At 69.0% G+C, this 18,793-nt stretch carries 16 protein-coding genes and 3 pseudogenes; 10 read left to right on the top strand and 9 right to left on the bottom strand.

What is annotated here, in order from left to right; translation table 11 throughout:
* Positions 1–13 precede the first annotated feature (13 nt).
* Both P2Q00_RS12960 and P2Q00_RS12955 read left to right on the top strand, forming a co-directional pair.
* The gene (locus P2Q00_RS12960) at positions 14–1,285 is read left to right on the top strand and encodes an ABC transporter substrate-binding protein (protein WP_275772502.1); all 1,272 of its coding nucleotides are present in this window, start codon (positions 14–16) and stop codon (positions 1,283–1,285) included.
* A 41-nt stretch (positions 1,286–1,326) separates the two neighbouring features.
* Positions 1,327–4,506 (top strand): family 78 glycoside hydrolase catalytic domain, encoded by a 3,180-nt coding sequence (locus P2Q00_RS12955; protein WP_425579581.1) that lies wholly within the window; start codon positions 1,327–1,329, stop codon positions 4,504–4,506.
* 133 nt (positions 4,507–4,639) lie between these two features.
* On the opposite strand, the gene P2Q00_RS12950 is transcribed toward P2Q00_RS12955, so the two are convergent.
* A complete protein-coding gene (locus P2Q00_RS12950) occupies positions 4,640–5,566 on the bottom strand; it encodes a helix-turn-helix transcriptional regulator (RefSeq protein WP_275772501.1) in 927 nt (308 codons plus the stop codon).
* Positions 5,567–5,712: 146 nt separating this feature from the next.
* Here P2Q00_RS12950 and P2Q00_RS12945 point away from each other — a divergent pair, with 146 nt between their 5' ends.
* Complete coding sequence (locus tag P2Q00_RS12945) at positions 5,713–6,594, top strand: aldo/keto reductase (protein WP_275772499.1); 882 nt, start codon at positions 5,713–5,715, stop codon at positions 6,592–6,594.
* A 238-nt stretch (positions 6,595–6,832) separates the two neighbouring features.
* Here P2Q00_RS12945 and P2Q00_RS12940 read toward each other — a convergent pair whose 3' ends face one another.
* A complete protein-coding gene (locus P2Q00_RS12940; RefSeq protein WP_275772497.1) occupies positions 6,833–7,810 on the bottom strand; it encodes an aldo/keto reductase in 978 nt (325 codons plus the stop codon).
* A 185-nt stretch (positions 7,811–7,995) separates the two neighbouring features.
* On the bottom strand, positions 7,996–8,964 hold the full coding sequence (locus P2Q00_RS12935; protein ID WP_275772495.1) for a helix-turn-helix transcriptional regulator: 969 nt from the start codon (positions 8,962–8,964) through the stop codon (positions 7,996–7,998).
* A gap of 213 nt (positions 8,965–9,177) precedes the next feature.
* Here P2Q00_RS12935 and P2Q00_RS12930 point away from each other — a divergent pair, with 213 nt between their 5' ends.
* From P2Q00_RS12930 to P2Q00_RS12915, 4 genes and pseudogenes are all read left to right on the top strand, one after another.
* Positions 9,178–9,747 (top strand): ester cyclase, encoded by a 570-nt coding sequence (locus P2Q00_RS12930; protein WP_275772493.1) that lies wholly within the window; start codon positions 9,178–9,180, stop codon positions 9,745–9,747.
* Between the two features lie 138 nt (positions 9,748–9,885).
* Complete coding sequence (locus P2Q00_RS12925; RefSeq protein ID WP_275772492.1) at positions 9,886–10,653, top strand: SDR family NAD(P)-dependent oxidoreductase; 768 nt, start codon at positions 9,886–9,888, stop codon at positions 10,651–10,653.
* Positions 10,654–10,728: 75 nt separating this feature from the next.
* On the top strand, positions 10,729–11,574 hold the full coding sequence (locus P2Q00_RS12920) for an SDR family oxidoreductase (protein ID WP_275772491.1): 846 nt from the start codon (positions 10,729–10,731) through the stop codon (positions 11,572–11,574).
* Between the two features lie 50 nt (positions 11,575–11,624).
* Positions 11,625–11,786, top strand: a pseudogene (locus tag P2Q00_RS12915) (SDR family NAD(P)-dependent oxidoreductase); the annotation flags it as partial.
* 146 nt (positions 11,787–11,932) lie between these two features.
* Here P2Q00_RS12915 and P2Q00_RS12910 read toward each other — a convergent pair.
* Positions 11,933–12,271 carry a hypothetical protein gene (locus tag P2Q00_RS12910; RefSeq protein ID WP_275772489.1) on the bottom strand — a complete coding sequence of 113 codons (339 nt, stop codon included), beginning with the start codon at positions 12,269–12,271 and terminating at the stop codon, positions 11,933–11,935.
* 383 nt (positions 12,272–12,654) lie between these two features.
* On the opposite strand from P2Q00_RS12910, the gene P2Q00_RS50760 reads away from it, so the two are divergent.
* Positions 12,655–12,864 carry a hypothetical protein gene (locus P2Q00_RS50760; protein ID WP_338059310.1) on the top strand — a complete coding sequence of 70 codons (210 nt, stop codon included), beginning with the start codon at positions 12,655–12,657 and terminating at the stop codon, positions 12,862–12,864.
* Complete coding sequence (locus tag P2Q00_RS50755) at positions 12,794–13,138, top strand: MmyB family transcriptional regulator (RefSeq protein ID WP_338059309.1); 345 nt, start codon at positions 12,794–12,796, stop codon at positions 13,136–13,138. Before P2Q00_RS50760 ends, P2Q00_RS50755 begins: the two co-directional genes overlap by 71 nt.
* A gap of 19 nt (positions 13,139–13,157) precedes the next feature.
* Here P2Q00_RS50755 and P2Q00_RS12900 read toward each other — a convergent pair.
* The 4 genes and pseudogenes from P2Q00_RS12900 to P2Q00_RS12885 all read right to left on the bottom strand — a co-directional run.
* Positions 13,158–13,298: pseudogene (locus tag P2Q00_RS12900) on the bottom strand (XdhC family protein); the annotation flags it as partial.
* Positions 13,299–13,371: 73 nt separating this feature from the next.
* Positions 13,372–13,959, bottom strand: a pseudogene (locus P2Q00_RS12895) (xanthine dehydrogenase family protein molybdopterin-binding subunit); the annotation flags it as partial.
* 162 nt (positions 13,960–14,121) lie between these two features.
* The gene (locus P2Q00_RS12890; protein ID WP_275772488.1) at positions 14,122–14,973 is read right to left on the bottom strand and encodes an aldo/keto reductase; all 852 of its coding nucleotides are present in this window, start codon (positions 14,971–14,973) and stop codon (positions 14,122–14,124) included.
* Positions 14,974–15,014: 41 nt separating this feature from the next.
* Positions 15,015–16,463 (bottom strand): MFS transporter, encoded by a 1,449-nt coding sequence (locus tag P2Q00_RS12885; RefSeq protein ID WP_275772486.1) that lies wholly within the window; start codon positions 16,461–16,463, stop codon positions 15,015–15,017.
* Positions 16,464–16,628: 165 nt separating this feature from the next.
* Here P2Q00_RS12885 and P2Q00_RS12880 point away from each other — a divergent pair, with 165 nt between their 5' ends.
* Positions 16,629–17,543: a helix-turn-helix transcriptional regulator gene (locus P2Q00_RS12880; protein ID WP_275772485.1), complete on the top strand. Its 915-nt coding sequence runs from the start codon at positions 16,629–16,631 to the stop codon at positions 17,541–17,543.
* Between the two features lie 4 nt (positions 17,544–17,547).
* On the opposite strand, the gene P2Q00_RS12875 is transcribed toward P2Q00_RS12880, so the two are convergent.
* Entirely contained in the window at positions 17,548–18,468 is a 921-nt protein-coding gene (locus tag P2Q00_RS12875; RefSeq protein ID WP_275772483.1) for a helix-turn-helix transcriptional regulator, read from the bottom strand.
* Between the last annotated feature and the right edge of the window lie 325 nt (positions 18,469–18,793).

Raw genomic sequence — 18,793 nt, 5'->3', positions numbered from 1 at the left:
CGAGGGGGACATCATGAACACACGCACACTCCCGGTCCTGATCGCCGCGGCGACGTCCATGGCCGTGCTCGCCGCGTGCAGTGGCGGCACCAAGGCCGGCTCCGGCGGCGGCTCGGGCGGATCCAAGACACTGACCCTCGCCTCCGTCGACCAGGGCTCGGTCGAGGACGTCGTCAAGGCGTTCGAGAAGGCCAACCCGGGCGTCAAGGTCCGCTACACCACCAGCGGCGCCGACCAGTACCAGCAGCAGATCCGCACCCAGCTCTCCTCGGGCACCGCGCCCGACGTGATGTCGGTCTGGCCCGGCAACGGCAACCCGGGCGCCACCTACGTCCTGGCCAAGCCGGGCTATCTGCGCGACCTCTCGGACCAGCCCTGGGCCGCCAAGATGCCCGGCCCGATCAAGACGGTCGCCCAGTACAACGGGAAGACGTATAACGCGATCTTCGGGCAGAACGGCATCGGCGCCGTCTACAACCAGCAGGCCATGGCAAAGGCCGGGCTCACCCCGCCGGACACCTGGACCAAGCTGCTGGCTTTCTGCAAGGCCGCGAAGGCCAAGGGAACTCCCGCCTTCGCGCTGGGCAACCAGGACAACTGGGTGACTCAGCTCGTCCTGTACGCGTTCGTCGCCACGACCGTCTACGGCCACGACCGCGACTTCGACAAGAAGATGCAGGCCGGCCAGATCACCTTCGCCAAGTCGCCGTGGACCACGGCCCTCGACAAGTACCTGACGATGGAGAAGACCGGCTGCTTCCAGAAGAACCCGCTGGGCACCAACTACGAAGCCAGTCAGCAACTCGCCGCCACCGGCAAGACGTTGGGCATCGTGCAGGGCAACTGGGTGATCGCCCTGCTCAAGCAGAAGAACCCGAAGGCCACCTTCACGCTCAAGGCGCTGCCCGCCACCGACACCCCGTCCGAGACCCTCATCCCGGCGGCAGCCGGCGCCGGCTACGGCGTCAACGCCAAGGCGAAGAACCCCGAACTCGCCCTGAAATTCGTGAACTTCGTGATGTCACCGGAGGGCATGAACCTGTTCGTCAAGAAGCAGGGTGGTCTGCCCTCCCTGCCAGACACGGGCTTCGCGGCGGACCCCTCGCTCGCCGAGCTGAGCCAGTTCATCAAGTCGGGCCGCACCGTCCCGTTCATGGACCAGCTGTGGCCCAACGCCAAGGTCCAGCAGACCATGCTCAGCGGCCTCCAGGAGATCTTCAGCGGCCAGTCCACCCCCAAGAAGCTCCTCGACGAGATGGACGCCGACTACAAGGCCGGCTCCTGACCGCCCTCTGCAACGCGTGTGGAAACCGAAGGGATGATGGTGTGAGCGATGAACGACACGACGCAGTCGACGCGGACCGTGGCGTCGAGAACAGTGACCGGCCCGGCAGACACGCCGGCGGGGTCCGCCGTCGGACCGTGCTTGCGGCGACGGCGGGCGCGGCGGTAGTGGCCCGCACCCTGAGCGGCGGAGGCACGGCGTACGCGGAGTCCTCCCGGCGGGTGGAGGATTCCGCCGTGTCCGGTCTGACCGTGGAACACCGCACGGAACCCCTGGGCGTGGACGCCGCCCGACCGCGCTTCGGCTGGTTCATGCGGTCGGCAGTCCGTGGCCGAAGCCAAGGGGCGTACCAGATTCTCGTCGCGAGCTCGCCGGACAAACTGACCTCCGCCCGCGCGGACGTCTGGAACAGCGGCCGCGTCCGCTCCTCCGACTCGGTGGCCGTCCGCTACACGGGCAGGTCACTCGGCGCCTCGACCCGCTACCACTGGACCGTCACCGTCTGGGACGCCGAAGGCCGCCCCGTCGGCACCGCATCCCCCTCGTTCTTCGAGACCGGCCTGATGAGCACCGACGGCGCGGCCAACTGGGACGGGGCGCAGTGGATCGCGATGAAGGGAAAGACGTCCAACTCGGCCGGGGCACCGATGCTCAGAAAGGAAGCAGCTCTCAAGAAGAGGTCACAGATCCGCGAGGCACGGTTGTACGTCGCCGCCCTCGGCGTCTACGAGGCCTACGTCAACGGACACCACGTCACCGTGGAGCAGGACGGCGGCACCACCATCGAACTGCTGCCTCCGGGCTGGACCAACTACGACACGCGCCTCAACTACCTGACCTACGACGTCACGGACCTGGTGACACGGGAGCCGGCCGTCACCATCGGGGTCGTCCTGGGCAACGGCTGGTACAACGGCCGTATCTCCGACGGGAGTACGTACTACTCCAGGAGCGGCAACGCCCTGGCGCTCAAGGCCAAACTGCTGATCCGATACGCCGACGGCACCTCGCAGACGGTCGTCACGACATCGGAGGGCGGCTGGAAGGCCACGGACACCGGCCCGTACCGGGCCGACGACATCTACGACGGCCAGAACTACGACGCCCGGATGGAGCTGTCGGGCTGGACGTCGCACGGCTTCGACGCCTCGGCCTGGTCGGACGTGGAACGCGTCGCCTTCGAGGACAAGTACCCGGACGTACAGCTCCTCGCCTACCCGGGCGAGTCCGCACGCTTCATGCACCGCTGGGACCGCCGACCGCAGTCGATCACCGTGGCCACCGGGGTGACCGGGCAGGACGGCAGCCCCAACGGCCGAGGGCACATCGTCGTGGACCGCGCCCGGACGGTGACCGACCCCGCGAAGGCGGCCTCGGCTCCGGTCACGATCGCCGGCGGAGAGGCCGCGATCTTCGACCTCGGGCAGAACATGGTCGGCGTGGCCCGCTACAGTCTGCGCGGACCGGCCGGGGCCAAGGTCGAGTTCAAGTTCGGCGAGATGCTCAACGACGACAGCACCGGCGCGGACGGCCCCGTGGGCTCCGTCTACCGGGCCAACCTCCGCAGCGCGAAGGCCACCAGCACCTACATCCTCAAGGGCGACCGGCACGGCGAGACCCACCAGGACTCCCTGACCTTCTACGGCTTCCGCTACGTGTCCGTCACCGCCTCCGAGAAGGTCACGATCACCGGCCTGACCGGCAAGGTCGCCACGTCCGCGATCCGCGAGATCGGCACCGTCACCACCAACGATCCCGACATCAACCAGCTGGCGAGCAACATCCGTTGGGGACAACGAGGCAACTACCTCTGGGTGCCCACCGACTGTCCTCAGCGCGACGAACGCCTCGGCTGGACCGGCGACACGCAGGTCTTCTCCGCCACCGGCCTGTACAACGCCGACGCCGGTGTCTTCCTCAGCCACTTCCAGGACACGGTCGTCGACTCCGCGGTCATCTACGGTGCGGACAAGGCCCAGTTCACCGGGGTCGCCCCCGGCGGGCGGTACAACTTCCCCGGAGGCGGTAGTGGTTGGGCGGACTGCGGGGTCGTCCTGCCGTGGACCGTGTGGCAGATGACCGGTGACACGACCGTCATCGAGCGCAGCTGGCCCGCGCTGACCCGCTACCTGGACTGGATCCGGCAGCAGACCGGCGACACCTACGCCGGACAGGGCTCCCTCACGGGTGACTGGCTGGCCCCGCAGAAGACCAGCGCCCAGATGATGAGCGACATCTACTACGGCTACAGCGCGCAGCTGATGGCACGGATGGCCCGCGCGATCGGGCGGCCGGCGGAGGGGGAGACATACGAGCAACTCTTCGCGCGTATCAAGCAGGCCTTCATCACCAAGTACCTGTCCACCGAGGGCGGCACGATCACGGTGAAGTCCAGCCTCGGTGACGCCTCCCCGATCGAACCGGGTGCCGATCCCAACCAGAAGACGGAGGACAACAGCCAGACCGCCCTGCTGTGGGTCCTCAAGCTCGGCTTCTACGAGACGGAAGCCCAACGCCGCACGCTCGTCGGCCTGTTGGCGGACAACATCGGCAACGACGCGGCCTACAAGGCGGCCCATCCGAACAGCAGCCGGGTCAAATACGCAGAGAACACCCTCTCCGTCGGCTTCCTCGGCGTTAACGTACTCGCACCCGTCCTCGCCGACGAAGGCCGCGCGGACCTGGCGTACAAGCTCCTCCACCAGGACGCGCTGCCGTCCTGGCTGTTCTCGGTGAAGAACGGTGCGACGACGGTCTGGGAGCGCTGGAACTCGTACTCGAAGACGGACGGGTTCGGCCCGGTCAGCATGAACTCCTTCAACCACTACGCCTACGGCGCGATCATGGAGTGGATGTACGTGTATATGGCCGGCATCGCCCGCGACCCGGAGAGCCCCGGCTTCAAGCACTTCGTCCTGCAACCCCACATCGATCCCACGGGTCGGATCACGCGAGTCGCGGGAGCGTACGAATCGCCGTACGGCGAGATCCGCAGCGAATGGGCGGTCGAGGACGCGGGCCGGACTCTGGTGTACGACGCTGTCGTTCCCGCGAACAGCGAGGCGACGCTTCGCCTCCCGGCCGCTTCCGCGGATGCTGTCCGCGAAGGACGAAGGCCGCTGTCAGGAGCGGACGGGGTGCGTTTCGTCGGCCACGCGGACGGGGTGTCCTCGTACCGGATGCCATCCGGCCGGTACCACCTGACCGCCCGACTGCACTGAGTGGCGGGCGCGGTACGGATTAGTGACCCGTCTGCGGTACCAGTACCGCAGACGGGTCCTGGTCGGTCTGATGTTCCGGAGCACTGACTTCGGTCGTTCCGCTCCGGCTTGGCCCGCACCGGGACGCTGGGGCCTACGGGTTGGGAGTGCCTTCCGGTTTGGCCTGCCCGCGTGCCGGCGACTGGGGTGTGGAGTGCTCGCGCCCGGTGGACGTGGGTGTGGTTGCGACCCAGCTTCGGAGCAGGTCGAGGGCGTCGGCCGATGGGGTGCCCGGCTCGGCGAGGTAGGTGACGAGCTTGACGTCGGGACTCGATCCCAGCGCCAAGGTCTCGAAGGTGACCGTGAGTTCACCCACGACGGGGTGGCGGATCGCTTTCGTTCCGGCTGCATGGACCGTCACCGTGTGACCTGCCCACCAGGTACGGAACTCGGGGCTGTGCGTGGCGAGCTCGCCGACGAGGGTCATGAGGGCGGCGTCCGAGGGGTCGCGACCGGCGATGAGGCGTAGGGCCGACACGGCGTGGCGGGCGCTGCCTTCCCAGTCGGTGTAGAACTCGTGGGCGCGATCGTCGAGGAAGAGGTAGCGCGTGTGGTTGAGTGGTTCGCCGGTCTCGGGGAACAGGTGCGGGAACAGTGCACGTCCGAGGGCGTTGGCCCCGACCACGTCGCCGAGGCGCCCGAGCGCGACGGTCGGGACGTCCCCCATGGCATCGATGAGCCTGGCCGCCGCCTGCGGCAGACGGGGCCGCGGCCTGGCGCGGGGCGTCCTGGCTCCTTGGGAAGCCGCTCTCGCCAGGTCGAACAAATGCTCGGTCTCGGCGTCATTCATCTTCAGGGTGCGGGCAAGCGACCGCAGCACGCTCTCGGAGACTCCACGGAGGTTCCCGCGCTCCATCCGCGTGTAGTACGCCGTGCTCACTCCGGCGAGCTGTGCGACCTCCTCGCGGCGCAGTCCGGGGACCCGGCGCTCGCCGCCGAAGACCGTCACACCGGCCTCCTCTGGAGTGAGGCGTGCCCGCATCCTGGTGAGGAACTGCTGAACGTCTCCGCCAAGGTCCATGCAATCGACCGTAACCGCGCGGTGGCCTGCGTGGGAGTGTCTGTCAGTGTCCCCCAGCGCCGGCGCCGCCCGCATACGGGCGATCATGCGCGGGGGATAACGGCAGTGACTCTCACTCGTGCCCGACTCGTGCCTACCGTCGAGGCATGCCCAAGAACACGATCACTCTGAACAACGGTGTGGAGATGCCGGCCCTCGGGCTCGGTGTCTTCCAGACCCCGCCCGATGTCACGAGCGCCGCGGTCGAGGAGGCCCTTCGCCTCGGCTACCGCCACATCGACACGGCCGCCGCGTACCTCAACGAGCGCGAGGTCGGCGAGGGCTTCGGACGCTCGGGTGTCGCCCGCGATGATGTCTTCATCGAGACAAAGGTCTGGATCAGCGACTACGGCTACGACGCCACCCTGCACGCCTTCGACAAGAGCGCCGTCAAGCTCGGCGTCGACCAGCTCGACCTGCTGCTCCTCCACCAGCCGCTGACCTCTGCTTTCGACCGCACGCTCGACGCCTACCGGGCGCTGGAGAAGCTGCTCGCCGACGGCCGGGTCCGCGCCATCGGTGTCAGCAATTTCATGCCCGAGCACCTCGGCCGCCTTCTGGCCGAGACGTCCGTCGTGCCCGCCGTGAACCAGATCGAGTTCCACCCGTACTTCCAGCAGACCGAGCTGGAGCAGGTGCATGCCCAGAACGGCATCGTGACGCAGGCCTGGTCGCCCATCGGTGGTATCACCTCCTACCGCGGTGGCGAGAAGAGCACCATCGACGACCCGACGCTGCTCGACATCGCGCGCAGCCACGGCAAGTCGGCCGCGCAGGTGATGCTGCGCTGGCACCTGCAGCAGGGCCGCTCGGTGATCCCGAAGTCGACCAAGCCCGCGCGCATTGCCGAGAACTTTGACGTCTTCGACTTCGAGCTCACCACGGAGCAGCTTGCCGCGATCGACGCGCTGAACACCGGCGTGCGGGGTGGCCCCGAGCCCGACAGCATCACCCTCGAAGCGTTCGGCATGGAGATCCCCGAGGCGTAGGGCCACTCGGGGCGCGTGCGCCGCACCGCCCGTCTTACCGGCCTCTGGTCAGTCCTGGATCCGTTCGTCGTAGCGAACGCGGGCCGCTGGGATGGTGCCGGCACGATCCACAGCTTCTGGGCCGGGTGTCCTCCGGGGCGGGGCGACTTGGCTTCCCGGTTCCGAGGGCGTCGATGGTGGCCACCTCGTCGGAACGTTCCCCGCATGGCCGTGCTGTGCCGGAGGCGGGCAAGCCGGGTCAGCGCTCCAGGAGCCGCATGCCCGCCTCGTTGTGGCTGTCGCCGGAGGCCGGGGTGAGGTTGTCGAGCTTGGCGATCTGCTCGGTGCTCAGTTCGATGCCGTCGGCGGCGGTGTTCTCCTCGACGCGCTCGACGCGCTTGGTGCCAGGGATCGGGGCGATGTCGTCGCCCTGGGCCAGCAGCCAGGCCAGGGCCACTTGCGCCGGGGTGGCGCCGACCTCGTCGGCGATGGCCTTGACCTCGTCGGCCACGCGCAGGTTGCGCTGGAAGTTCTCGCCCATGAAACGCGGGTTGGTCTTGCGCCAGTCGTCGTCGGCGAGGTCCTCCGTCGAGCGGATCTGACCGGTGAGGAATCCGTGGCCGAGCGGCGAGTACGGCACGAAGCCGATGCCCAGCTCGCGCAGCACTGTCAGCACCTCCTCCTCCGGGTCGCGGGTCCACAGGGAGTACTCCGACTGCAGGGCGGTGACCGGGTGGACGGCGTGGGCACGGCGGATCGTCCTGACCCCGGCTTCGGAGAGACCGATGTGGCGGATCTTGCCCTCGGCGACCAGTTCCGCCAGCGCGCCAAAGGTGTCCTCGATGGGCGTGTCCGGGTCGACCCGGTGCTGGTAGTACAGGTCGATGTAGTCGGTGCCGAGCCGCTTCAGGGAACCCTCGACCGCGGTACGGATGCTCGCGGGACTGCTGTCCAGGGAGCCGGCGGCGCGGCCCGAGTGCGAAAGGAAACCGAACTTCGTCGCCACGACGACCTCGTCACGACGCCTCTTGACGGCCCGGCCGACGAGTTCCTCGTTGGTGAACGGCCCGTACACCTCGGCAGTGTCGATGAAGGTGACGCCCAGGTCGAACGCCCGGTGGATGGTACGGATCGACTCGACTTCGTCCTGGCTGTGTCCGGTGTAGAAGGCGTTCATGCCCATCGAGCCCAGGCCGATGCGGGAAACGTCCAGGGTCCCCAGCTTGATGTGCTTCATGAATGGTGCTCCGTGTCTCTCGGGTGTCTGCGGACGTCCGGTGCCGTACGCCGTGGCGTTCGCCCTACAAGGTCGAAAGGGATCTCTTCCGCCGGCCTGTGGGACGGGCCGGTCGCATGGCAGGCCGCGGTGTGCCTGGACCTCCCCGATGCCGTGACCGGGGGGCAGGGTCTGCGGCTTGTCGGTCAGTCGGCGGTCTCGGCCGATCCAGCCGACTCAGCCGGCTCAGAGTCGTCGACCGGCTCGGACTCGTCGATGTCGTCAGTGGTGGCGGCCCAACTGGCCAGCAGGTTCAGGGCGTCCTGCGAACGTGACGCGGGCTCAGCGGTGTAGGTGAGTAGGCTCTGGCTGGCGTCGCCCCCGAGAGGGAAGGTCTCGAAGGGCAGGTCGAGGTCGCCGACGACCGGGTGGTGGAGACGCTTCAGGCCGGTGGTGTGGATGCGGACGTTGTGGGCCGCCCAGCGGCGCCGGAAGTCCTCGCTGCGGGTGGACAGTTCCCCGATCATGTCCGTCAGCCGCCGGTCGTAGGCATCGCGGCCGGCCTCGGCGCGCAGCATGGCGACCACGTCGTTCGCGACCTCGTCCCAGTCGCGAAAGAACTCGGGTGCGTGCGGGTCGAGGAAGACGAACCGGGCGTTGTTCGGCGGCCGCGCCGGGTCGGCGTAGACCAGTGAGAACAGTGCCCGCCCGAGGGCGTTGGCGGCCAGGATGTCCAGGCGTCCGCTGAGGACGAACGCGGGGGTGCCGGTCATCGAGTCGAGGACGCGCTGCACCGCTGGGCGTACACGCTGCTGGGCGGGCTTGTGGCGCGGGGGACGGGTCGCGCCGGCGCCGCGCAGGAGGTCGAGCAGGTGGATGCGCTCGGCCTCGTCGAGTCGCAGTGCTTGCGCAATGCCGTCGATGACGCTCTCGGAGACGCCGATGGCGTTGCCGCGCTCCAGCCGGGTGTAGTACTCGCTGGAGATGCCCGCCAGCAGGGCCACCTCCTCCCGGCGCAGCCCGGTGACCCGCCGACGGTCTCCCCCGTACGAGGGCAGTCCGGCCTGCTCAGGGGTGACCCTGGCCCGTCGCGTGCCCAGGAATTCCCGGATCTCCGCACGGAAATCACCGCGGATATCGCGATTGGTGCCATAAGGGTCTTTTCTTCCTGCCATGTGCTCACTCTACGAACGCTTGCTGCTGGCTGGGAGTCCCTCTCAGTGACCCCCTCATCAGGGACTCCCACACGCCCGTGACAAACGGTTCTGTTGGTGGTGCACCGCGCACGGCGGTGTGAACGGCCCGGATACGGCGGCGCTTCTACAGCCGTATCCAGCCCCTCTGCGGCGCCGTCGGCGCTGCGATCCTCGTAATCAGAAGGACGAATCATGCGTCGATACCCCAAGTCGGCCGTCGTCGTCACGGCGCTGGGAGCGCTCGGCCTCGCGGCTTTCGGATCGGGTGCCGCGGACGCGGCCGGCGGCAACGCCGGCTCCGGCTCGTCGTCTCGCGTCGCGGCGGAGTCCGTCCCGTGGAACCACGGAACCGCGCAGGTGAACAAGCGCGTCATGCAGCGCTTCACCAGCGAGTTCCTGCCCACCGGCGACCCCGCGCTGGCGAGGAAGTTCATCAGCCCGGACATCGTCATGCACTTCGGCGGAACGACGCAGCAGGGCCGGGACACCTACCTCGGCATCGTCGCCGTCAACATGAAGGCCTTCCCCGACCTCAAGTGGACGGTGGAGGACATGCGGGCCGAGGGCGACACCGTGGCCATCCGCTACACCATGACCGGCACGCACGAGGGACCCTTCGCCGGAGTCGAGGGCACGGGCAAGAAGATCCACGCGGAGAGCTTCGCCTTCTACCGCCTGTCCCACGGCAAGATCGTCGAGGAGCGCGCCCAGCTCGACATGCTCGGCATCCTCCAGCAGATGGGCGCCATCCCCGCCGGATAGCAGCGGAGCGCCGCGCTTCCCCCGCCGTCCCCCTACGCCATTGCAATGACCGGCGCTCACCGCGCCCGTCGGCACGTACGGATTCCCCGTCGGCCCCACGCCGCACATCCAGAGAACGAAGAAGAACAGGACACCCCCATGGCAACGAAGCTGACCGGTACCGTCGCGCTCGTCACGGGCGCGAGCAGCGGTATCGGCGCCGCCACCGCCCGCCGGCTCGCCGATGACGGCGCCTGTGTCGCCCTCGTGGCCCGCCGCAAGGACCGCCTGACCGACCTGGCCGCCGAGATCGAAAAGGCAGGCGGCACCGCGCTCGTCGTGGAAGCGGACATCACCGACCGCGCCCAGGCCGAGGCCGCCGTACAGCGGACCGTCGAGCACTTCGGACGCCTTGACACCCTGGTCAACAACGCCGGCCTGATGCTCCTGGGCCCCGTCGTCGGCGCGGACGCCGACGAATGGGAGCGCATGATCGCCGTCAACGTCCAGGGCCTGCTCTACACCACCCGCGCCGCCCTCCCGCACCTGCTCAAGGCCGCCGAGGACGGTCCGCGCCGAGTCGCCGACATCGTCAACATCAGCTCCATCGCAGGCCGCGTCGCCTGGAACGGCTACGGCGTCTACAACCTCACCAAGTTCGGCGTGAACGGCTTCACCGAGTCCCTGCGCCAGGAGGTCACCCAGCGCCACGTCCGCGTCGGCGTCCTGGAGCCGGGCGGTGTGGACACCGAGCTCGGCTCGCACAACGACCACAAGCCCGAGGTCCGCGAAGCGATCGGCACCTTCTACGAGCAGACCGAGGTCCTCGCCCCCGACGACATCGCCGACGGTGTCGCCTACATGGTCACCCGCCCCCGCCACGCCTCCGTCGGCGAACTGTGGATCATGCCCACCGACCAGGCCTGACCCACAGGCACACGCACACCTCACCACCACACCCCACTGAGCGCCGGGTCACGGCGCCTGAAAAAGGAACCCCTCATGAGCAAGGTCATTCTCGTCACCGGTGCCGGACGCGGTCTGGGCACGGACATCGCCCGCGAGGCCCTCGCCACGGGCCACCAGGTCGTCGCCACCGGCCGCCGCCCCGAAGAGGTCGAGAAGGCCCTCGGTGGGCCGCAGGACAACCTGCTGGTCACCAAGCTGGACGTCACCAGCCTGGAGGACGCCGAGGCCGCCGCGCAGGCCGCCGTCGACCGCTTCGACCGCATCGACGTCCTGATCAACAACGCCGGCAATTTCTTCGCCGGCTACTTCGAGGAGATCACGCCCGCGCAGATGCGCCAGCAGATCGAGACCAACCTCTTCGGCCCGATGAACGTCGCCCGCGCCGTCCTGCCCGTCCTGCGCAAGCAGCGCGCCGGGCACGTCATCACCCTCTCCTCCTCCGCCGGCATCATCGGCCAGGAGTTCTGCGTCGCCTACGCCGCCTCCAAGTTCGGCGTCGAGGGCTGGATGGAGTCACTGCGCTACGACGTCGAGCCCTACGGCATCCACACCACGGTCGTGGAGCCCGGCTTCTTCCGCACCGAGCTGCTCGTGGACGCCTCCACCACCTGGCCCGAGCCGACCATCGACGACTACGCCGAACGCACCACCGCCACCGTCGCGGCCTGGAAAAGCATGAACGGCCAGCAGAGCGGCGACCCCGCCAAGCTCGCCCGCGCCCTGCTCACCATCGCCGACCAGGACAAGCCTCTGCAGCGCTTCGTCGCCGGAGCCGACGCCATCGAAGGCGTCGAGGCCAAGGCACGTGAACTCCTCGCCCAGGCCGAAGCCTCCCGCGAACTGGGCGGCAACCTGGGCTACGACGACACCAGTGCCTGACACGCCCGGACCCGGTCTTTGACCGGCCGATGACCGGAGCGACGCACACCATGAACCCGACCTACGACTTCGAGAACAAGGTGGCGCTCGTTACGGGCGCGGCGTCAGGCATGGGACTCGCGACGGCCCGCGCCTTCGCCGAGGCCGGAGCCGCCGTCGTGCCGGCGGACGTCGGCAAGGAGGCCGTGAAGAGCGCGGCCGGGGAACTCGCCTCGAAGTACGTCCGCCGCGCCGCCAGCAGGGGCCCAGATCGCATTCGGCATCCCGTGATCGCCCCGGGAGCTGCGGGGACACGCGAACGGCCCCGCCGGAGCGGGGCCGTTCACTGGGGGGGCGATGTACCAGCGCGGGCTCGGCTTCAGCAGGGCGGCAGCGGGTTGGTCTCGTCGTAGACGTCGCTGTCCTTCACGAAGCCCCAGCCGCCATGGCTGCGGTGCGGACTGTCGGCGAGCGTGTAGATCCAGCGGAAGGGGTGAGGACCGCCGCCGCCCGTGTAGTCGCCTTCGTATCGGCAGGTGAACCAGTTGGTGGTGCTGTTGAGGTAGCCGACGGTCTCTCCGTCCCACTCGACACGGATTCCCGCCTTGTTGTTGCACCACCAGTGGTTGGTGGCGTTCTCATCGCGCAGGCAGTTGGACGCGGCCGCGCGGGCGGCAGAGTCGCTCCCGGAGGGCTGTGCGACGGCAGCACTCGTCAAGGTGCTGACAAGGATGAACGCGCAGGCCACGGAGCCTGCGAGTCGGCCGGCACGGGGCGAGGTCCTGGTCATGAGCATCCCGAGGTAGGTGACGTGGACAGCCCTCAACCTCGCAGTTCTGCGCGCGACTTGCCATCACTTCAATCGTCGTCGAAAAGCGTTTACCGAGGTGCGCGCACGTAGTCCCGCATGCGGCGGCGTGGGCCACCCCCGCCGGGGTGAGCATCGACTACTACGTCCGCCTGGAACACGGCAGCGAGATCTACCCCAGCCCAGCCGTCCTCGACGCCCTCGCGTAGGCGTTGCGTCTCGGGGAAACCGAGCACAAGCTCTTGGACGACCTTGGCTTGCGCCCCGTCCCGGCCCGCGTGCTCAGCTGCACCATGGACCTGCTCGCCTCCAACCTGGGAGGACTGCGGACGCTGACCGGCATCGAACGCCGGCCAGTCAAGCAGCGCAACATCGCGAGGTACGTCTTCCTCCCCCCCGATCGCCCGCGAGCTCTTCCCCGACTGGGAGGTGATGACCCGTGGCTGCGTCGCCCGGCTGCGTGCCCTGGCAGGCACGGACCCGGACGCTCCCGATCTCGCTGAGCTCGTCGATGAACTGCTCCTCAAGAGCCCGGAGTTCACCCAGTTGTGGGAGTCCTACGACGAGAGGGCGTTCGCCCACGGGCACAAGACACTGCAGCATCCTGAAGTCGGCGCTCTCACCCTCCGCTATCAGTCCTTGTTGATCGAAGGCACCCCGGGCCATTGCCTGGTGACGTACTACGCCCTGCCGGACACGCCCGATTACGACGCTGTGGTTCTCGACCAGGCGGATCAAGGTCGCGGTGCGACCCCCACAGGGAAGTACCCGGGCTGAGCAGTGGGCGTTCTCAGTCAACCGCGCTGCCGTCGACATCCACGGCCAGGGCGGTGCCGACGGGCATCGGTGCGCTGCCGCTGACCTCGACCACGGTGGCGAGGGCGAAAGGGCGGGCCTCGCGGCACCAAGTGCTCAGCGTGTCCGCGATATTCAGCATGGGTGGGTCTCCGGGAGGGACGGCTCCGGGGCCCGGGCAGCGGTGCGGTCACCGGCCGCTGCCCGGGCTCGGCTCAGAGCAGGGACTCGGCTGTGATGGGCAGTTGCCGCACCCGTCGGCCCGTGGCGTGGAAGACGGCATTGGCGATCGCGGGTGCCACACCCACCAGGACGACCTCGCCGAGGCCCTTGACACCGAGCGGGTCGGCCTCGTCGTCCCTGCCGTCGACGTAGATCGCCTTCAGGTCCGGGACGTCGGCGTTGACCGGGACCAGGTAGTCGGCCAGATTGGCGTTGACGATCCGGCCGTCGCGATGGTCGGTGACCGTGTGCTCCAGCAGAGCCGCGCCGATACCGCCGACCATGGCGCCGATGGCCTGGCTGTCGGCGAGCTTGGGGCTGATGATGCGGCCCGCGTCGAAGACGCCGAGCATCCGCCGCACCCTGACCAGGCCCAGGCGGGCGTCCACACCGACCTCGGCGAATACGGCTCCGTACGCGTACATCGAGGACCGGGACTGCCCCGGTGTCCAGGAGCCGAGGGCTTCGAGGTGCGTGCGGTTGTTGCGGGTGAGGAGCTGTCGGTATGTCTCCCCGCGCGCAGGGTTGTTCTTGACGTGCAGTCGGCCGCCCCGTACGACGATGTCCTCGGCGTCGACGCCGTCGGTGATGTTCTGGGACATGATCAGGCCCTCGTCCGTGAGGTGGGCGTCGCCGTGAGGACGGCGACGAGACGGAGGACCCTCCCGTGCGGGTGCCTCGGTCCGGACGGGCGAAGGCACCCGCACGGGTGAGTCATGGAGCGGCTGCCGCCGCTTGCCGGGTCAGCCGTCCAAGCGCCGCGCGCTGAGCCAGCTGACGATGGCCGGGTCGTGGTGGTCGAAGAACAGCGAGGCGCCGGTTTCCAGGGTGGCGATGGATGCCATCTGGTCGTCGGTGAGCTCGAAGTCGAAGACGTCGAGGTTCTCCGCCATGCGGTCGGGGCGCACGGACTTGGGGATCGCGACGACGCCGCGCTGGGTCAGCCAGCGGAGCACGACCTGCGCCACCGACTTGCCGTGCTTCTCGCCGATCCCGCTCAGGACCGGATTGGTGAAGAGGTTGTTCTTGCCCTCGGCGAAGCCGCCCCACGACTGGATCTGGACGCCGTGCTCGCGCATCAGCTCCTGGTAGTCGGCGCGCTGGAAGAAGGGGTGCGTCTCGATCTGGTTGACGGCGGGGGTGACCTCGTTGTTGATGATGAGGTCGAGGAGCCGGTCGGGGTAGAAGTTGGCGACGCCGATCGCCTTGGCGCTGCCCTCGTGGTGGAGGGCCTCCATGGCGCGCCACTGGCCGTACACGTCACCGTAGGGCTGGTGCATCAGATACAGGTCGAGGTAGTCCAGGCCGAGTTTGTTCAGCGAGGTCTCGAAGGCGCGCTTGGTGTTCTCCTCGGCGGGCGCGTCCTGGACATACAGCTTGGTGGTGACGAACAGTTCAGCGCGCGGGATGCCGCTGGCCTTGATGGCGAGACCGACGGACTCCTCGTTGCCGTACGAGGCGGCGGTGTCGAGCAGCCGGTAGCCGGCCGCGAGCGCGTCGGTGACGGCCCGCTCGGTCTCCTCCGCCGGGATCTGGAACACGCCGAAGCCGAGGATCGGCATCTCGACGCCGTTGTTGAGGGTGACGGTCTGCATGGATTTTTCCTTCTGTACGGAAGAGGGGGGGAGGTGGCCGGTCAGCGTTCGATCAGGCGTGAGCCCGGTTCGGTGGCATTGGCCGGGGTCTGGTGAGGGACTCGGGCACGGAGCAGCACGGTGGCCAGGGTGCTCACCGCCACGGTTGCCGCGGCGATCAGCAGGCTGGTGTGCAGACCGGAGACGAACCCGGTCCGGTCGGCGACCAGTGCGCCGAAGACCGCGACGGCCAGGGCGCCACCGAGCTGGCGGGCAGCGTTCAGCACGCCGCTGGCGACACCGGCCCGCTCGGCCGGCACGTTCTCCAGCAGCAGCGACACCAGCGCGGTCACGGCCATCGCGCCGCCGGCTCCGACCGGCACCATCAGCGCCACCGACAGCCACACGGGCGCGTCGGCGGGCAGCGTCACCATCGCCAGCAGACCCGCCGCCATCAGGCCCTGGCCGATGACCACCGGTATACGCGCTCCGAAGCGTGTCGCGAGGCGGGCGGCGACAGGACCCATGAAGGAGGTGAGCACGGTCATCGGCAGGAAGGCCACGCCGGTGGCGAGCGTGCTCAGGCCGTGCACCTGCTGGAGATACAGGCCCAGCAGGAAGATCATTCCGTAGAACCCGACGTTCAGGGCGAATCCGATGGCGGCAGCGAGCGACATCGTCCGGGAGCGCAGCAGCGGCAGCGGCGTCATCGGATGCCGTCCACGGGCCTGTGCGACCAGGTAGACCACGGCCGCCACGATCGCCACCGCGAAGGCGACCAGGACTCGCCCGGCGCCGAATCCGTCGGCACCGGCCTCGATGACCGCGTAGGTGAGCGCGCCCATGGCTGCGACGGCGGCCAACTGGCCGGTCCAGTCGAACGGCACCTCCCGCCGCGGGGAGCGCGGCGCGCGCTTGAGGAGCAGCAGGGCCACCGCGCCGACGGGCAGGTTGACGAAGAAGATCATCCGCCAGTCGATGAGGGTGAGCAGTCCCCCGGCCACGGGCCCGGCTGCGGCGCCCACAGAGCCGCCCACGCCCCAAAGGGCGATCGCCTTCGCGCGGGCCGCCGGGTCGGGGAAGGTCTCGCGCAGCAGGGCGAGGGAGGACGGGACGACGAGCGCGGCACCGGCTCCCTGCACCAGCCGCGCCGCCACCAGAACGCCCAGATTCGGCGCCATCGCGCAGACCGCGGATGCCGTCACGAACAGACCCAGGCCCCAGGCGAACGCCTGTCGGGCGCCGATACGGTCACTGACCGCGCCCGCGGACAGCAGGAACGCGGCGAAGGCGAGGGTGTAGCCGTCGACCACCCACTGCAGCCCGGTCATCCCGCTGCCGAAGCCGCGTCCGATCGAGGGCAGCGCCACGTTCACGATCATCGCGTCGACCATGATGGTGAAGAAGCCGAGCAGTACGGCGGCCAGCGCAAGGCGCGCGCCGGACTTGCTCTGCGGCGGCGGACCGGCCGCGCCGACTGGGGGCGACGTGGGCGAGGCGGACGTGGACAAGGGGTTCTCCTGCACTGGGAAGGCCGGATGTGCTGTCGGAAATCGAGCCTCGCGCCTTTCCGGCGCCGGTGGCAGGCCGAGCTGTGCCAGGTACCGGCGTTCAGGGGTGCGACAGGGCCCCCCACACGACTGCCACGCAGGTCAGCGCGGGGTGACACTGGCGCTATGGCATCCGAGCAGAGCAGCAGCAGCGCCGACGTGGAACTCGGCCGGTTCCTGCGCGCCCGTCGCACCCAGACCAGCCCTGACCAGGTCGGCCTCACCGTGGGCACGGGCCTGCGCCGGACCCCCGGTCTGCGCCGTGAGGAGTTGGCGACGCTGGCCGGCATCAGCATCGACTACTACGTCCGTCTGGAGCGCGGCAAGGAGACCCGTCCCAGTCCCTCCGTGCTCGACGCCATTGCCCGCGCCCTTCACCTTGACGACGCCGAGCACCAGCACCTGCGCGGGCTGGCCGCCCGAGCGGCCAGGTATGCGCCCGAGCCTTCGCCGCCGCCCAGCCGAACCGTGGGCCCGCACCTGAAGCTGGTGCTGGAAACCCTGCGACCGAGCCCGGCCTACATCGTCAGCCGCAGCATGGACCTGCTCGCCTGGAACCCCGGCGGCCTCGCCCTGTACGCGGGCCTTGCCGACTGGCCCGCCACCCAGCGCAACCTGGCGCGCTACCTCTTCCTGCACCCCACGGCGCCCACTCTCTTCCCCGACTGGGACAACCAGGTCCGCGGCTGCGTCGCCCGGCTCCGCGCCGTGGCCGGCACCGACTCGGACGCCCCGGATCTCACGAGCCTGGTGGGTGAGCTCCTGCTCAAGAGCCCGGACTTCGTCAAGCTGTGGGAGCGCTACGACGTCGTCGGGCGCAAGAAGAGCCAGAAGACCTTCCATCACCCCCAGGTCGGAACCCTCACCCTCAGCGGCCAGAGCATGCAGCTGGAGGAGACCCCTGGCCAACGCCTCGGCGTCTACACCGCCGAACCCGGGACCCCCGACCACGACGCCATGCTCCTGCTCGACATGACCGCACCGCAGTCCGCCGGGCAGCTCGATACGCAGGTCGAACAGCAACGACGCACGCAGGCCTGACAGTTCAGGTAGAAGACGACGTGGGTTCTTCTTCGGAAGACGTCGGTTCGTGATCGTGAGGCGTCGGCTGGGCGCCGAGCATGTCCAGGAGGACGAGGGCGTCGTAGTCGGCGGTGCCTGGCTCGGCGTAGTACGTGATGAGCCGGTGGCCGGGGGTGTCTTCCAGTTCCATGGTCTGGTAGCCGAGGGTGAGGTCGCCGACCTCCGGGTGGTGGAAGGTCTTACGGCCGTAGGGGTTGCCCTTGATGTCGTAGCGCTCCCACAGGCGGGCGAACTCCGGGCTCTTCAAAAGGAGTTCACCCACGAGCCGGGTCAGGTCGGGAGCGTCCGGGTCGGTGCCGGCGAGCGCGCGCAGGCGGGCGACGCAGCCTCGGACCTGGGTGGCCCAGTCGTGGAAGAGGTCGCGGGCCGCGGGGTGCAGGAAGACGTAGCGGGCGATGTTGCGCTGCCTGACCGGCCACTCCTCGATTCCGGCCAGCAGCCTCAGCCCGCCGGGGTTGGCCGCGAGCAGGTCGTTGGTACGGCTGACCACGTGCGCGGGGTTCGGCCGAAGACTCTCCAACAGCACCTTCACGCCCGGCCTAATGGTCCGGCTGGGCGGCGCCGGGGGTTCCGGCGCGGTGCGGGCGGCGAGGACGGCAAGGTTGCGCAGGTGCTCGTGTTCGTCCTCCTCCAGACGCAGGGCAAGGGCCAGGGCATCGACGACGGACGGGCTGGGCCGGGTTTCCTTGCCGCGCTCCAAGCGGTTGTAGTAGTCGATGCTGATGCCGGCGAGGGTGGCCACTTCCTCACGGCGCAGACCGGGGGTGCGGCGCAGTCCCGGGCCGACGGTGAGACCGGCCTCGGCGGGGGCGATCCGGACCCGGCGGGCGCGCAGGAAGCTGCCCAGCTCGGTGCCCCCGCCGGCGGGCTGCTCACGTGTCATGCCTTCGAGTGTGCGGGCGCAGGTGACCTGCCGGTAGGCGCGTGGGGGGCCCTGTCATGCCCCTGAACGCGGTTCCCTGGCACAGCGCGGTCTGGCTCGTGACGCGTGCGCGGGGGAGCGTTGCGGGTGTCGGGAACCCAGCCCTGACCGTCTTGTACACGGAGTGGCCGAGTGCCATGAGCGCGAACGTGCGGCCCGAGGACATTGCGGAGGAGGAAGCCGCAGCCAGGCAGCCCTCCCGCGCCTTACGCCCACCCCGCCACCGACGAGGAAGACCACCACAATCGCCCACAGGAAGCAGGCAGAGTTCATGCGCACGACGACA

Source organism: Streptomyces coacervatus (assembly GCF_029223485.1).
Taxonomy (GTDB): Bacteria; Actinomycetota; Actinomycetes; order Streptomycetales; family Streptomycetaceae; genus Streptomyces; species Streptomyces coacervatus.
Note: the sequence above shows the minus strand (reverse complement) of the source record. Positions and strands in the feature narration are given on the sequence as shown.

Coding starts and splice junctions, on each gene's coding strand:
- P2Q00_RS12960 (WP_275772502.1), top strand. CDS start 14: ATGAACACACGCACACTCCCGGTCCTGATCGCCGCGGCGACGTCCATG.
- P2Q00_RS12950 (WP_275772501.1), bottom strand. CDS start 5,566: ATGGACCTTGGCGGAGACGTTCAGCAGTTCCTCACCAGGATGCGGGCA.
- P2Q00_RS12945 (WP_275772499.1), top strand. CDS start 5,713: ATGCCCAAGAACACGATCACTCTGAACAACGGTGTGGAGATGCCGGCC.
- P2Q00_RS12940 (WP_275772497.1), bottom strand. CDS start 7,810: ATGAAGCACATCAAGCTGGGGACCCTGGACGTTTCCCGCATCGGCCTG.
- P2Q00_RS12935 (WP_275772495.1), bottom strand. CDS start 8,964: ATGGCAGGAAGAAAAGACCCTTATGGCACCAATCGCGATATCCGCGGT.
- P2Q00_RS12930 (WP_275772493.1), top strand. CDS start 9,178: ATGCGTCGATACCCCAAGTCGGCCGTCGTCGTCACGGCGCTGGGAGCG.
- P2Q00_RS12925 (WP_275772492.1), top strand. CDS start 9,886: ATGGCAACGAAGCTGACCGGTACCGTCGCGCTCGTCACGGGCGCGAGC.
- P2Q00_RS12920 (WP_275772491.1), top strand. CDS start 10,729: ATGAGCAAGGTCATTCTCGTCACCGGTGCCGGACGCGGTCTGGGCACG.
- P2Q00_RS50760 (WP_338059310.1), top strand. CDS start 12,655: ATGGACCTGCTCGCCTCCAACCTGGGAGGACTGCGGACGCTGACCGGC.
- P2Q00_RS50755 (WP_338059309.1), top strand. CDS start 12,794: ATGACCCGTGGCTGCGTCGCCCGGCTGCGTGCCCTGGCAGGCACGGAC.
- P2Q00_RS12890 (WP_275772488.1), bottom strand. CDS start 14,973: ATGCAGACCGTCACCCTCAACAACGGCGTCGAGATGCCGATCCTCGGC.
- P2Q00_RS12880 (WP_275772485.1), top strand. CDS start 16,629: ATGGCATCCGAGCAGAGCAGCAGCAGCGCCGACGTGGAACTCGGCCGG.
- P2Q00_RS12875 (WP_275772483.1), bottom strand. CDS start 18,468: ATGACACGTGAGCAGCCCGCCGGCGGGGGCACCGAGCTGGGCAGCTTC.